This window comes from Sphingobium sp. OAS761 (assembly GCF_024168485.1).
Lineage (GTDB): Bacteria > Pseudomonadota > Alphaproteobacteria > Sphingomonadales > Sphingomonadaceae > Sphingobium.
The window spans coordinates 167,063-181,313 of the sequence record NZ_JALJVY010000006.1 but is presented as its reverse complement, the minus strand read 5'-3'; the positions used below and the strand labels follow the sequence as shown (position 1 = coordinate 181,313).

General features: G+C 62.6%; 14 protein-coding genes. 5 read left to right on the top strand and 9 right to left on the bottom strand.

Features of this window, described 5'->3' with window-relative positions; genetic code table 11:
• Positions 1-6: 6 nt before the first annotated feature.
• The gene (locus tag J3E64_RS10005; RefSeq protein WP_253342603.1) at positions 7-1,047 is read left to right on the top strand and encodes an alpha/beta fold hydrolase; all 1,041 of its coding nucleotides are present in this window, start codon (positions 7-9) and stop codon (positions 1,045-1,047) included.
• A complete protein-coding gene (locus J3E64_RS10000) occupies positions 1,044-1,874 on the top strand; it encodes a sugar phosphate isomerase/epimerase family protein (protein WP_253342602.1) in 831 nt (276 codons plus the stop codon). Before J3E64_RS10005 ends, J3E64_RS10000 begins: the two co-directional genes overlap by 4 nt.
• Here the strand turns inward: J3E64_RS10000 and J3E64_RS09995 are convergent.
• The 5 genes from J3E64_RS09995 to J3E64_RS09980 form a co-directional block, all read right to left on the bottom strand.
• Positions 1,862-2,458, bottom strand: a complete 597-nt coding sequence (locus tag J3E64_RS09995; protein WP_367398622.1) for an amidohydrolase family protein — start codon at positions 2,456-2,458, stop codon at positions 1,862-1,864. The genes J3E64_RS10000 and J3E64_RS09995 overlap by 13 nt on opposite strands.
• A complete protein-coding gene (locus J3E64_RS20825; protein ID WP_367398619.1) occupies positions 2,401-3,036 on the bottom strand; it encodes an amidohydrolase family protein in 636 nt (211 codons plus the stop codon). The genes J3E64_RS09995 and J3E64_RS20825 overlap by 58 nt, the downstream gene beginning before the upstream one ends.
• A gap of 20 nt (positions 3,037-3,056) precedes the next feature.
• On the bottom strand, positions 3,057-4,727 hold the full coding sequence (locus J3E64_RS09990; protein ID WP_253342601.1) for an amidohydrolase family protein: 1,671 nt from the start codon (positions 4,725-4,727) through the stop codon (positions 3,057-3,059).
• A 167-nt stretch (positions 4,728-4,894) separates the two neighbouring features.
• Entirely contained in the window at positions 4,895-5,758 is an 864-nt protein-coding gene (locus J3E64_RS09985) for an alpha/beta fold hydrolase (protein ID WP_253342600.1), read from the bottom strand.
• A 197-nt stretch (positions 5,759-5,955) separates the two neighbouring features.
• On the bottom strand, positions 5,956-6,774 hold the full coding sequence (locus J3E64_RS09980; RefSeq protein WP_253342599.1) for a phytanoyl-CoA dioxygenase family protein: 819 nt from the start codon (positions 6,772-6,774) through the stop codon (positions 5,956-5,958).
• A 315-nt stretch (positions 6,775-7,089) separates the two neighbouring features.
• Between J3E64_RS09980 and J3E64_RS09975 the strand changes: the two genes are divergently transcribed.
• On the top strand, positions 7,090-7,440 hold the full coding sequence (locus tag J3E64_RS09975; protein ID WP_253342598.1) for an SDR family NAD(P)-dependent oxidoreductase: 351 nt from the start codon (positions 7,090-7,092) through the stop codon (positions 7,438-7,440).
• Here the strand turns inward: J3E64_RS09975 and J3E64_RS09970 are convergent.
• The 3 genes from J3E64_RS09970 to J3E64_RS09960 form a co-directional block, all read right to left on the bottom strand.
• Complete coding sequence (locus tag J3E64_RS09970; protein ID WP_301287220.1) at positions 7,405-8,169, bottom strand: NADPH-dependent F420 reductase; 765 nt, start codon at positions 8,167-8,169, stop codon at positions 7,405-7,407. The genes J3E64_RS09975 and J3E64_RS09970 overlap by 36 nt on opposite strands.
• A gap of 7 nt (positions 8,170-8,176) precedes the next feature.
• Positions 8,177-9,514: an MFS transporter gene (locus J3E64_RS09965; RefSeq protein ID WP_253342596.1), complete on the bottom strand. Its 1,338-nt coding sequence runs from the start codon at positions 9,512-9,514 to the stop codon at positions 8,177-8,179.
• A gap of 117 nt (positions 9,515-9,631) precedes the next feature.
• Positions 9,632-10,495, bottom strand: a complete 864-nt coding sequence (locus J3E64_RS09960) for an AraC family transcriptional regulator (protein WP_253342595.1) — start codon at positions 10,493-10,495, stop codon at positions 9,632-9,634.
• Between the two features lie 137 nt (positions 10,496-10,632).
• On the opposite strand from J3E64_RS09960, the gene J3E64_RS09955 reads away from it, so the two are divergent.
• Both J3E64_RS09955 and J3E64_RS09950 read left to right on the top strand, forming a co-directional pair.
• Complete coding sequence (locus J3E64_RS09955; RefSeq protein WP_253342594.1) at positions 10,633-10,839, top strand: ferredoxin; 207 nt, start codon at positions 10,633-10,635, stop codon at positions 10,837-10,839.
• Positions 10,836-12,053 carry a cytochrome P450 gene (locus J3E64_RS09950; protein WP_253342593.1) on the top strand — a complete coding sequence of 406 codons (1,218 nt, stop codon included), beginning with the start codon at positions 10,836-10,838 and terminating at the stop codon, positions 12,051-12,053. The genes J3E64_RS09955 and J3E64_RS09950 overlap by 4 nt, the downstream gene beginning before the upstream one ends.
• 52 nt (positions 12,054-12,105) lie before the next feature.
• Here J3E64_RS09950 and J3E64_RS09945 read toward each other — a convergent pair whose 3' ends face one another.
• Positions 12,106-14,193, bottom strand: coding sequence for an acyl-CoA dehydrogenase (locus J3E64_RS09945; protein ID WP_253342592.1), 2,088 nt, complete (start codon positions 14,191-14,193; stop codon positions 12,106-12,108).
• Positions 14,194-14,251: the final 58 nt, after the last annotated feature.

Genomic DNA, 14,251 nt, shown 5'->3' with positions numbered 1-14,251 from the left:
GCGGGATTGACGGAAAGCCTGATCGACGTTGGCGGGTATCGGTTGCGGGCCGTGGAACGGGGCGATGGCCCGCTGGTGCTGATGATCCATGGTTTCCCCGGCCTCGCCTGGTCATGGCGTCATCAGATGGCGCCGCTGGCGCAGGCCGGTTACCGCGCCGTCGCCATCGACAGCCTGGGCTATGGCGGCAGCGACCGGCCGAGCGATCCGTCTGCCTATACGTCCGACAGAATGCAGACCTATCTGATCGCGCTGATCGATCATTATGGCGCGGACCGGGCAATAGTGGTCGGGCAGGATTTCGGGGCGCAATATGCCTGGAACATGGCGGTGCGTGCGCCCCACCGCGTCGCCGCGCTGATCACGACCATCCCCTATGACTATGACATGGCCGGACGGGCGATGCTGGGCGTGGCACCGCGCCTGCCGGTCGACGCGCCGGCCCGGCCCGTCGCTTCGTCGCCCGATCGCCTGCCCAGCGAACGGTTTGCGGCGATGGCACGGGACCAGTTCGTCCATTTTCATTATTTCCAGTCGGCCGGCCCCGCGGAACGCGAACTGGGCGCCCGCCCTGCCGATTTCCTGCACCGCCTGTTCCACACATTGTCGGCAGACGGCGACATGTGGGCGTGGAAGGCGGGATCGAGTGACGGATCGGGCTATCTTGACGTGCTGCCCGATGCGCCGCCGCTTCCCTGGCCGTGGCTGAGCGAAGCGGCTTTCGAACATTTTGCGATGGGCTATGACCATCCCGATCCGATGCTGCGCTTTATCGGCGGCCTCAACAGCTACCGCACGGCCGATGCGAACTGGCGGATCGGCGCCGCTTACGCCGACGCCGATGTCACGGTGCCGACCCTGTTCCTTTACGGAGCCCAAGACCCGTCCTTCGGCTTTTTCCCCGACTGGGAAGCGCGGTTGCGCACGCGGGTGCCGGGCTTGCGCGGGATCGAACCGATCGCAGGCGCCGGTCATTTCGTGCAACAGGAGCAGCCTGAGGCTTTCAACGCCGCCATGCTGGGCTTTCTGGACGAGGTGATGCCATGATTTTGGGCGGGCATCTGGGACTGAGCGCCCCGGACCTGCCATTGCTGGCGCATCTGGGGTTTTCGGTCGACCCGCTTGACCAGATCGACGCGCTCGCCGACTACGGTTTTCGCGCTGTGCAGGATCTGTTCCTGAAGCTGCGCCCGGCCGCCGAACAACTGTCCATGGCGCAGCGGATGGCGGCGCGCGGAATGCGTCTGTCCAGTTTCGGCGGCGATCCGCTGCACTGGAACACGCCTTTGTGGAGCGGTAACGATCATGTCGCACTTTCGGGCAGCGTAACGGAAAGCGCCCGGCTGGCGCGGCTTTTCGGCGGGGCGGGAGTAGTGGTGGTCGCTGGCCTTGATCCCGACCGCCCGGTCGCGGCCCAGTTGGCCGACCTGACCGAAAATCTCAGGCGCGTGGCCGAGGACGCCGCGCGTGATGGCCTGGTCCTGCTGATCGAACCGATCGCGCTGCAACGCATTCCCGACATGCTGCTCGACAGGCTGGAATCCGCGGTGGCCGTTGTGCGGGCTGTTGCGATGCCATCCGTCCGGCTGATGTTCGACATCGGCCATGTCGCGATGATGGGGCATGACGTGCCCGTCGCGCTGCGGCAATGTGCAGACTGCATCGGACTTGTCCAGGCGGCAGACGTCAAGGGACGGGAACGGGTCGACATCGGCCTTGGCACGTTGGACTGGGCCGCGATACTCGGCGCGCTGGACGCCGTCGGTTATCCCGGTGTGATCGAGCTGGAGCATGAACCCGTCGACCAGAGCGCGGCCGGCGAGGCAGCGATGCTCGACCGCCTCGCCGCGATCATCCGGGGTCAGAAGCCGTAGATGCGGCGGACATTGCCGTTCACGACCTTCTCGATCTCCTCAGGCGACAGGATTGCCAGGTTGCGCGCCAATATTTCCATCGAGCGCGGATAGGTGGATTCCGTGTGCGGATAATCGCTGCCCCAGCATAGGCCGTCGGTGCCGAAAATGTCGCGCAGGCGCAGACCATAGGGGTCCTCCTGAAAGGACACGAAGATGTTGGAGCGGAAGAAATCGCTCGGCAGTTTGGAACGGTCCTTGAAGCGCATCCATTCCGCCCCGCGCGCCGGCCGGTCGGTGTAGGTATAATCGAGGCGCTGGAGGAACACCGGCATCCAGGACAATTCGAATTCCACCGCGCCGACGATCAGTTTCGGAAATCGCTCGAAAATTCCGGAATAGATCATGTCGGCCAGGGTGATGCGGACGCGATAATCGGAATTGATGAAGGTCGATGGCGGCACTTCCTTCACGTTCAGGCGAAAAGCGGCATCGCCCACGCGCGGGTCGGCGCGGTCCGTACCGATGTGCAGCGACAACGGCATCGTCAGGTCCTGCGCGACGGCCCAGAGCCGATCATATTCGCGGCTGCGTAGGGGGCCCAGGCAGGCGGCGCTACGCTGATCATCGCACCCACGAGCCCCAAGGCCCGCGCCCGCTTCAGTTCCGTCACGGCTTCGTCGATGTCGTCGGCGTTCAGCATGGCAATGCCCTTCAGCCGGTCGGGCGCCGCCGAGCAGAATTCCGCGATCCAGTCATTGTAGCGGCGCATGGCCAGCGTTGCGACCTCGCTGTCGGGCACGGCGTAGAGGACCAGGCCCTGGCTGGGATAGATGACGGAAGCCCAGACGCCGTCGCTCTCATTTTCCTTCAGGTAGCGGTGCGGATCGGTAGCGCCCGGTGCCACATCGGAAAAATGGCCCGACGTGCGCAGGTCATAGCTGTCGATCTCGAACCGCTTGCCCGCGTTGATGCCCAGGAAGGACATTGTTTTCTTGTTGTCGACATACCACCAGTCGCCATCGTCGGCAGTGACGACGCGCGGCGCGCGGTCGCCAAGATGCGCTTCGAGCGGCGCCCAGACGTCGGGCGGCTCGATAATGTGGGAGTCGGACGAAATCACCCTGGTGCGCGCCAGTTCGGCTGCGACATCGGTCGGCGCGGGTTCGGCAAGAGTAGCCATGGCTATGCTCCTTTATGTCGTCAGGCGGCGGGACGGCTGCGCAGGATCTGGCCGGGGGCGCATGCCAGCCCGTCTCGATCGATTGCGCCATTGCGACGGATCGGCACGCCGTTGATCAGGATATGCGCGATGCCGCGCGGCGCGTCGGCGATCAGACGGTCGGCACCGCCGGGGAAATCATGCACACGCCGGATCGGTCCAACCTCCAACTGGTCCAGGTCGAAGACGACAATATCGGCCGGCATGTCGGGTTTCAGATAACCGCGGTCGATGCGCATCACGTCGGCCAGCTCGCCGGTCAGTTTGCGAACTCCCTGTTCGATCGGCATGATCGCGCGATCGCGCACCCAGCGCGACAGGAAGTCGGTCGGCAGCACCGCGTCGCAGATCTGCGCCGCATGGGCGCCTGCATCCGACAGCCCGATGATGCAATTGTCACCCTTCAGCAGCGCCGCGACGGCGTCCTCGTCGTCATTGGCGAACGTCACGCTGAACCGAGTGTCGAGATCGTCCTCGAGTGAAAGATCTATCATGACATCGAAAGGCCGGGCCTGCCGTTCGGCGGCGAGGTCGGCAATCGAACGGCCCAGCAAGGCGCGGTGCCGGGTCGTCTCCGCGACCCGCATCAGGTTCCAGCGCGGTTGCAGCACATTGGGCTGGTCAAGGCCCGCGTGCAGCCGCGCGCGCCAGTCGGGATCGCTATACAATGTGGCGCGCTCATCCGGCGCTGCGGCCAATATTTCGGGAAAGGCGGGCAGGTTGGAATAGGAATAGGGCGTTTTCAGTGACAGGAGCTGGATGATGGGACGGCAGGTAACCTGACCTACCAGCGCAGCTCCTTCGGCTTTTGCTTGCGCCAGCAGGGCCGCTTTCGGGGAATAATCGCGGCCGGACCCATGCGGATAGGCCAGGATCGCGGACCAGTTGATCATACCGCCTATGCGACGCTGGAAAGCGGGCAACCAGGCATAATTTTCCCCCGGTGCGATATGCGCGATGCCTTGCCCTATTTCCGCCGGAACGCTCATCAACGCCTCGGTTTCCTCCTGCGTGGCTACGACCGACGGAACGGGCTTGCCCTTATAGCCAAGAATGAAGCCGGCCCGGTCGGTCGAAAATCCCAACGCGCCCTCCCGGATGGAACGGGCGACCAGAGCTTTCATTTCGGCGATCTCATGCGGCGTCGCTTCGCGTTCACATCCTTCCTCGCCCATTATGTGGATGCGTATGGGGGTATGGCCCACATAGCCGCCGAAATTGATCGCCAGGCCGGCGCGTTTCAGGGAATCGAGATAGTCGCCGTAACTTTCGAAATCCCATGTAATGCCGCTGCGCATTGCGTCGGCATCCATGTCCTCGACCTTCTCGAGCGTCCCGATCAGTATCTCGCGTCCTTCCGGCTTCACCGGCGCGACGCTGAAACCGCAATTGCCGGCCACGACCGAAGTGACGCCATGCCAGGAAGACGGGGTGAGCTGGCGATCCCAGAGCACCTGCGGGTCGTAATGGGTATGCACGTCGACAAAGCCGGGCGCGACGATCTGGCCGGTCGCGTCAAGCTCTTCCTTGCCTTCCAGTCCCTGACCTACTTCGGAGATCCGACCGTCGACGATGCCCAGATCCGCTACAAAGCCGGGCGTGCCCGTTCCATCGATCACGGTGCCGCCCTTGATGACGAGATCGTGCTGCATGCCGGCTATCCTCTATCCTTATCGACTCATCTTCGACTTCGAATAGCAAGATAGATGTATCATACAAATATTTGGTTGAATAATTCCGGAAGACCAGATGCGACACAGGCGCGAGCGGATGCTCGCGCCTGTGGTCTTTCAGAACTCGTTATCAGCGCGTCGCGCTGTCAGCCCGCCTGGCCGGTGAGAAAGCCCAGAACCAGCGTCTCGAATTCCGCCTTGCGTTCGATCATCGCCCAATGGCCGCAACGGGGGAAAACATGCAGTGTCGCGTCCGGTATCATCCGCATGGGCAAGAGCGCCCCATCGAGCGGATTGACCTTGTCGTCGCGTCCCCAGGTGATGAGGGTCGGTGCCTGAATACGGGCCAGATAGTCAAGCCGCTGCGCCCCTTCGGGACCGCTGATCGCGCTGGCGATGAAGCCGAGTGCCGCGCGGGTATATATCTTCTTGCTGCTTTCCATGGTCACCGGGTCCAGCGCCTGCTTCATCCGCGCATCGACCAACTCGTCGGTGATGATCGATTTGTCGTAGACCATCGAATGCAGCCAGGCGATCAGTCGTTCGCGGGTCGGCTCCTCCACGAAATCGACCAACCGGGTCAGCCCTTCGCTGGGGAAGGCGGATGTCAGGTTATAGCCGATGCCACCGATCGTCACATAATGGTCCACCCGGTCCGGGTGCTTTGCGGCGAAATTGCCGCCCACAATGCCGCCATAGCTGTTACCGATGACGTGCGCTTTGTCGATGTCCAGGCCGTCGAGCAACGCAACGCAGGCATCCACCGCCACCTGGACCGGGTCGCCCGCCACCGGCGCGCTCTGGCCGTAGCCGGGCGCGTCGAGAATGATCGTGCGGAAATGGGTCGAAAAGAAGGACAGGTTGGCGCCGAAATTGGCCCATCCCGACACGCCGATGCCCGATCCGTGCAACAGCAGCAGCGCGGTGCCGGTGCCGGCTTCATGATAATGAAGCTTTCCGTTCGCCGTTTCGAGGAACCGGCTGGTTGATTCATAGCTGAGGTCGGTCACGATCCATCTCTCCCAAATTCTCGTAGAGCTGGGCTATCCGTATTGCGGAGTTTGGCGTGGGACAACCGTCTATGATGCAAATCTGCGTAGATTACCCGACCTTGTCGGCACGCACGGCCCAAATCGTGGCGCACTGTCCGGCGCCCGTGAGGGGCCGGACCGTATATTCTACACCAGCGCGGTCGGGCTGGTGAGCCTCACCACTCCATCTCGGGCGTGACGAGCAGGTCCTTCACCGCCTGCGGCGCGAAGGTCCAGGGTTCGTCAAAGCCGATTGCGACCGACGAATATCCCATGAGTTGCCGCAACGTCTTGCTTGAATCCTGCATCGCGGCCGGGTCGGTAGTCATGGGGAACTGGATCATGGGTTTCCACCAGGGCGGGCAATAGCCGATGATGACACCCGCCCGCTCAAGATTGGAAGAGACATTCGCGCCCGTTCCGTGCAGCAGCAGGTCGGTGTAAATCAGGACAGACCCGGCAGGGGCCTCGGCCGCGACCGACTCATATTGCACGCTCCACGACTGCGGCTCGGTATCCAGATGACTGCCGGGAACGACCCTGGTTGCACCGTTTTCCTCCACGAAATCGTCGAGGCACCAGATGAAGCGCGTCTGTGCCGCGCCCGCGCTGAGTGGTACGTTGCCGCCCCGGTCGCGATGAATACCCTGCTGCGCACTGCCCGGCCGCGTCACGTTGGCACCATAGCTGTGAATGAGGTAGGATTCATCGTGGGTCTGCGGACCCAATATCTCCTTAGTTATGCCAAGCGGCAGTTCATGCTCCAATATGTCACGGAAAAAGGGATGGCGATTGACCAGTTCCGCACCTGAAACACGCCGGTTGCGGTCGTCGTTGTCGGTATAGAATCCGCGCACGTTATCGACATCGATCGCCTCCAGCCGTGCGATCTCGTCCGCCAGGAAATTTCGCATCTCCTTGGCCTTTTGCGGCGTGATCACTTCAGCGGCGATGGCATAGCCTGCACGTCCCAGATCGGCGCGTATCTGGTCCATATCCCGGGTCGGGCGAGGCAGCGGACCGTCAAAATCCAAAGGCTTTACCGGTCGCGAGTCTCCAGCAGACATACCGGAAACCATCTGCCGTTTCGCGTTGCCAACTGCCATCACATGTCTCCCTTAAAGCTCGCGCCTCACGCGCGAATCACATATCTTTCTCCCATATTAGCAACGTCCGTGGTCAAATACATCGAATGCTGCAAGATTTCCGCGTGCGACCGGATGATCGTGAACATCGGACGGTACCCGGTGAAGGAACGGCATTTTCATGTCCTGATCATGTAAGGACAAGGGTGAGGATGGAAGGACTGGATGCAACAGGTCGCACTTGTTGTCGGCGCCACGCGGGGCATTGGCCGCGCTATCGCATCGGCGCTCGGCCGGGCGGGCTTTGCGATAGTGGTCACCGGTCGGACCATGGTCCGACGGCCGGCGTGCATGACGGAATGCGCAAGCCCGTACCGGGCAGCGTGGCCGAAACCGTCGCCGCGATCAGGCCGAGGGCGGATGCGCCATCGGTGTTCGGCTCGATCTCCTGGACCGTTCCTCGATAGACGCGGCAATCGCGACGCCTGGCATAATCAACACTCCGGACTTTTTCGTCGAGAACGGGATCGATCCCGACGGTTAGGCCCGATCGCTACGCCCTGCGGCGTTCCATAGGCCGACCTGAGCCCCGTTCGCCTGCCAGGAGCGGGCGCGATCCAGTGCCTCTTGTCGAGCCGCGGTCACGGCGTCCCGGCGCGCCGCTGCCAGAGCAGCGCGCGCCGCATCGATGCCGAGATGGGCGCAATAGACGGGCGTCCCGGGTTGCTGGCGCCACGACTCCGTCAATGCGCCCGCGTCCAACCCGTCGAAGCCGATGCTGTCCGCCAAGGCGATGGCGCGTGCCCTGTCCTCCGGATCGTCGCCTGCAATCGTCAGGCAAAGGCGATCGGGCGCTCCGGCCGGGCGATGCGATTCGGCGATGCGGTTCGCATGGATCATGTTGAACATCTTGATTACCGGTCGGCCGATCCGACTGACCACCCACTGGCTGTCGGGCATTCCCCCGTCGATTTCCGCGATCGAGCCATCCCGCACCCCGGGGTAATAGTTGCCCGCGTCCAGGATGATGGCATCGGCCGGGGTGTGCGCGAACAATCCGTCTGGCAATTCCGCGACAGCATATTCGGGTATCGCGATCAAAACCACGTCGCGCGCGCCCGCTGCCTGTTCCAGTGTCGCGGGAACGATCCCCAGGACATTGGCCTGATCACCGAGCGATTCAGGACCGCGCCGGTTCGCCATCCGGACTTCGTGACCCGTCGCGATCAGGCGTTGGGCGACCGCGCAGCCGATGTTGCCCGCCCCGATAATACCTGCCTGCTTCATGGCTTCATTCCTTGCCATATCGGTGTCACGCTGTCCCTTCGCGCTTGAGCAGGCGGCCTACATAGGCCCAATGCCCGGCGCCGATGAACATGAAAAGGGTGAGCAGCATGAGTGCGTCGCGCAATCCGCGCGCCGCATCGCCGCCGTTCATGTTCGTGAACCAGTCGCTCAAGGCGCCCGCCACAAGGGGCCCCATCGATACGCCGATCAGGTTGGCGGCTACGATATAGACGGCGCTGGCGCGTGCACGCATGGCGACCGGCGCCAGGCTCTGGGTCAGCGCGATGGATGGCGCCGTCCAAAATGCGCCCAGCAGGACTGGCGCCACCAGCAGCATCAGTGCCGCAAAGCCGCTGCCCATGTTCAGTACCAGGACGTAAAGAGGAGCAGCCAGGACGATCCCGATGATCGGGAGGCGCACGATGGCGTGCAATCCGGCTCGGCCGAAGCGCGTCCCCTGCCATCCGCCAAACCAGGTTCCGATCGCACCGCACAGACCGCTTATGACGCCCAGACTGAGGCCGACCTGCGCCAGGCTCATGCCATGCGTGCGGATGAGGAAGGAAGGCAACCAGGTCGCGATCCCCGCCTGCGCAAAAGAAAAGGCAGCGCTGCCGGCGATCACGTGGACGAAGGCAGAGCGCCGCGCGAGCAGTTTCAGACCTTCCATGAACCCCAGCCTGGCCGGCGCGGTTCCGGGCGCGACGGGCGCGTCGGTTCCACCGCGGGTGGGCTCGCGCGCCACGAAGGGAAAGATCAGCGCGATCAACACGCCCGGGATGCCCGCGAGCAGCAGCGCCGTTCGCCAGTCCGCATACTGGGCGACCACCCCGCCGATCGAGAGGCCTGCCATCATCCCGATCGGGACGCCGATGGCGAAAAGACCGGCCGCTGCGGGACGTTCGCGCGGTTCGTAGAGATCGGAGATAAGCGAATGTGCCGCCGGTGCGAAACCGGCCTCGGCAAGGCCGACGCCCATGCGGGCGGTAAAGAACTGGGCAAAATTGCGGGTTATGCCGCATACTGCGGTCATGATGCTCCACACCGCGGTGAAGCCTGCTATCAATCGGACGCGATTGACGCCCTTGTCGATGATGTTCGCGATCGGGATTCCCATGGCGGTGTAGAATATGCCAAAGGCGCCTCCGGTCAGCAGGCCGAGTTCCCAGTCGGCCAGCTGGAAATCATGCTTGATCGGTTCCTGAAGGATGATGACGATCTGTCGATCCAGATAATTCAGGCTGTATATGAAGGCGAGCATCAGGAGCATCGCCGTGCGGGGACCGCGTTCGCGCGGCACGCCCGCATCTGCGGTCGGTTCGCTGGCTATGCGCGGCGCTGCAGGCTGTGAAAGTTCTGGCATTGCTCTCCTTCGTGCAAGGCGAAGCCTGAACGCCGCGCGCATGCGGCAAGAGCAGGACCTTGGCTTGCGTCTGTAATCAACGCGAGCGGCCAGCTTTCCATCTATCTGGAAGCGGATTCATGCCTCGTTTTCGCCGGGCATGGTGCCGGACAGGCGCTGCCGGAATCGGCGTGGCGGGACTCCGGTCGCGCGTCGGAATGCCCTGGCGAAGCTGTTGGGGTGGGAAAAGCCGAGAACGAACGCGATATTCTTGACCGGAACATCGCCGGCCAGCATTTCCTTTGCACGCTCAATCCAGAAATTTGTCACATAGTCGCCAACGGTGCTGCCGGTCAGAGCCAGAAATTGACGATTGAGATGACGCACGCTGATGCCACACAGCGCTGCGAGTTCGACGGCGGATGGAACCGGACCGGTCTGTGCCAGTCGTTCGCGGATTCGCCTATACTGCCAGGCCGCAAGCCGTCCGCCCGGCGATGCATGGACCTGTTGATCGAGCAGGCGCCTGATCTCGATCGCCGCCAGCGTCTGCAGCGCCGCCAGAGCTTCGGCGGATCGATCTTCCCGCGCGGTCATTTCGCGCACCACGAGGTTCATGATCTTGCGCAGACTTTCGCGGCGAATGTCGAGCAGACCCTGCAACACAGTTACCGCCGGGAGCGTGACGCCACCCAGGATGCGTCTTGCCAGCGCGTCATCGAAGATGAAGCGCAGGACGCGGATATGCCCTCCCTCGCCGCGGCCATGGATCGTGATACCTGGATACCGGACAAAAAGCGTTCCCACAAAGCATCGATTGCCTGGATCGATTTCCGGGAATTCAGCCGATGCATCGGTGGCATGGGGCGCCAGTGCCATTTCGAGCATCAGGTCATATTCCTTCTTCTCGAAGTCAATGATGTCAGGCCATAACCACTCCACCAGTTCCACCCGGCCTTGGGGTAGAGCGACGCATTCGAGGATGGTGGGCGTGAAATCCATGACGATCCCCAGGAAACGGGCAACCGGATTATGGCGCAGTCAGTTCAGTAAGTCCAGTTTTGCTCTGATCACGCCATGGTCGTCCCTCGTTGGACTGATACACAGGACGTCAATCATAGGGCTGGGAGAGCTTGCCAATGAAGGTCGTCGCGAATTTGAACGTGTGCCAGGGCCATGCCCGCTGCGAGGATATTTGTCCCGAAGTGTTTTCGACCGATGCGATCGAGGGAAAGGTCGTGATCGAAAATCCGGAATTTCCGCCGGAGCTTGAGGAGAAGGTACGCCTGGCGGTACGCAATTGTCCCGAAGGTGCGTTGCGCATTGCGAAGGGGGCCAAGGCATGACCCTTCACTGGCAACCCTCGGCGCCCGAACATGTGCCGCCTGAATTGATGGTCGATTTCGATTTCTTCAAGATTCCTGAAGGTTTGAAGGACCCGGCGCAAATCTGGCACGGCCTTGTCCGCGATGGCGCGCCGCCGATTTTCTACACGCCCCACAATGGCGGGCATTGGGTCTTCCTGAAATATGACGACATAGTCGAGGGCTATCGCGACTTCGAGAAATTCTCGACCTACCAGACGCCGATTCCACCGATCGAGCCTTTTCCGGTTGTGATGCCGCAGGGCGTCGATCCGCCGGAACACACGGTATTCCGCATGCTTCTCGCGCCGATGTTCACGCCGCTGGCCGTACGGCGCATGACCGAACATTTGCAGCAACGTGCCGAAAAGCTGATCGCCGGTTTCGCCGACAAGGGCGAGTGCGATTTCATTGCGGACTATGCATCCATCTTTCCGACCAGCACGTTCCTGGAGCTGTTCGGGTTGCCGCAGGAACGGTTGCCCGAGTTCCTGGCGCTGTCGGAGGTTTTTTTCCGCAGCACCGATCCCGACGCCCGCGCGCAGAATCTCAATGACATCTATGCGGTGCTGGAGGATTTGTTTCGCGAGAAGGAACGCAATCCCGGCAATGACATCGCCTCCACGATCGTCACCGCCCGGGATGCGGACGGAAACCAGCATAAATGGATCGACATCCTCAACTGCGGTTTCCTGCTGTTCGTCGCGGGGCTGGACACTGTCACCAATACGATGACCTATGTCTGGCGCTACCTTGCGACCACGCCGGAAGCACGGGCCTATTTCCGGTCGAAGCTGGATGACCCCCAGGCGTTCCTGATGGCGATCGAGGAATTGATGCGCATCAACGCGGTGTCCAATATCTACCGCCGGGTAACGCATGATTTCGAATATAAGGGCATTCGTTTCAAGCGGAACGACCGGATCATCCTGCCCAACACGGTCGCCAATCGCGATCCCTCGATCTTCAGCAATCCGCAGAGCATCGATCTGGACCGGAAGGTGAACAATCACGTGACCTTCGGCGTAGGGCCGCATCGCTGTATCGGTTCGCATCTCGCCAAGCGCGAGATCATGATCTCGATGCAGGAATGGCTCAAGCATATTCCCGATTTCGAGTTGGCGCCCGACCAGGCAGAGGCATCCGTCTTTGGCGGGTCGGTGATGGGTTTTACCTCCCTCAAGCTGCGCTGGTAAGCGTGGCTTGACCCATCGCCATGGCGGGAGCCTTAGCGGCTCCCGCCCTTTTTTATGCCCTCGGCAGGCCCAGTCCGTGCTGGGCGATGATACCGCGATGCACTTCACTGGTACCGCCATAGATGGTCTGGCCCAATGACTGTCGATAGGATTCCTCGATGACCGACAATGCGGGTGTCGCCGGTTTGAGAGAAGCTGGCGCGGTAAGCGCCACGAGATCGCCCGCATCCTCCATATAGATGTCGGTGGTGAACATCTTGGCCATCGGGCCGATTGCGCGGGTCATCCTGTCCGCACCGATCGCCCAGGTAACGCGCCGGCAGAACAGGTCGGCAATCTCCATGTGCGCGCGCGCCTTTGCCAGGCGAGCGCGCACCGCCGGATTCTCGATCGGGCGGTTGCCCGATGCATCGGTGGCCCGCGCCCATTCGACCGCAGCCCGCATCAGGCTGTGGTGATAGATATGATAGCCCTCGCCGCCATGCTCGATTTCCATCGCCGCAGCCATTACCTTCAGTCCGCCATTGACCTCACCCAGCCGGTAGCGATCGGGTACGCGCACATCGTCGTAGAAGGTGATGTTGGTGCGTTCCTCCTGGACCGTGTTCACCGGCTGGATGGTGATGCCGGGCAGGCGCAGCGGGAAAAAGAAAATAGTGATGCCCTTGTGCTTGGGGGCATCGGGATCGGTGCGCGCCAGCATCAGTATATAGTCGGAGATATGCGCGATGGTCGTGAACATCTTCTGGCCGGAGATGATCCAGTCGTCACCGTCGCGCGTGGCGCGGGTGCGGGCGGCATACATGTCGGAACCGGACCCCGGCTCGGTAAAGCCCAGGCACGCCAGCGCCGACCCGTCGGCCAGGCGCGGCAGCACTTCGGCCTTCAGTTCGGGCGAACCGAATTTCATCGTCATGCGGGCGCCCATATTGGTGCAGCCGATGGGAATGCGCGACAGGCCGAATTCCTCGAACACGCGGCCCAGCGCGGTAACCTCCATCGGGCTGCGTCCCTGACCGCCCCATTCTGCCGGCCAGTCCGGATAGGCAAGACCGGCTGCGGCGAGCTTCACATGCAATTCGGGAATATGGCCGTCCGTGGACGCCTTTGCCTTGGCGCGTATATCGTCGGTGACATTGACTTCCAGAAAGCGGCGGACCTCGGCGGCGAACGATTCTTCCTCGGACGTAAAACCCATTTCGACGCCCGGCTCCCCGGCATCGGGCAGGGCCGCGCTTGCGCCGCCCCATAGGCGATCACCGGCGTCTATCAGCCGGCCTTCCGGATCGCCCGCCGCCAGCGCTACGCGGTTGATGGAGAGGAAATAGAGGTGGATGCCATATTCGACGGACAGGCCATAGCCGCCGAACACGCGCAGCGACCGGCGGACGGCGGCGCGGGCGGTCGTGGCCGTCCACCAGTCCGCCAGCGCGATGAGCGCGCCGGCGTCCTTCTGCCCCTCCGCGATGCCCCAGATGGTGCGCCATACCAGCAGCCGTGCGCCTTCCATATCGGTGAAGGAATCGGCGAGCGGAAAGGCAACGCCCTGGAAAGCGCCGATAGGCTGATTGAACTGCTTGCGCTCCGTCGCATAAGCGGCGGCCATCTCGACCGCGCGCGTTCCTGCTCCGATCAGCCAGGCAGCGCGCAACAATGCCCGTTCGTTGAGCGCGGCCTCGAACATTTCGGCAACGGCATTGCCGCTGGCGATCATCGTCCTGCTCCCGTCGGTTGCGATGGCATGCAGGCTGTCGCCGTCGAGCACGAGCTGGGTGCCGTCCACCACGGCGTCGAAGCCGACCGGCCGTGTCATTGCTTCGCCAAGCAGCGCGGTCGCCGCCCCGTCCTCCAGCCCGCCCAGAAGCGTGCACGCGGCGATGCCGTCCGCGATCGGAATGGGCGCCGCTCCCCGGCCTGCCGCCTCGCAGATCAGCGCGGCTTCCATCAGGCCCATGCCCAGGCCGCCCTTGTCCTCGGCAGCGCGCATGGTGACGAAGCCCATCTCCGCGGCGTCGCGCCACAACGCCGTGTCAGTGGCCTCGCCGGCGACCCGTGCCGCCTGCACCACCTCGTCCCGATCGAAGAAGCGGCGGGCCGCATCCTGCATCATTTCCTGCTGTTCGTTCAAATCGAGGTTCATCGCGCTTCCACCTTGTTTGCAGTTCCATGCAAGGCCATCCTGTCATCCCCAATGTCAA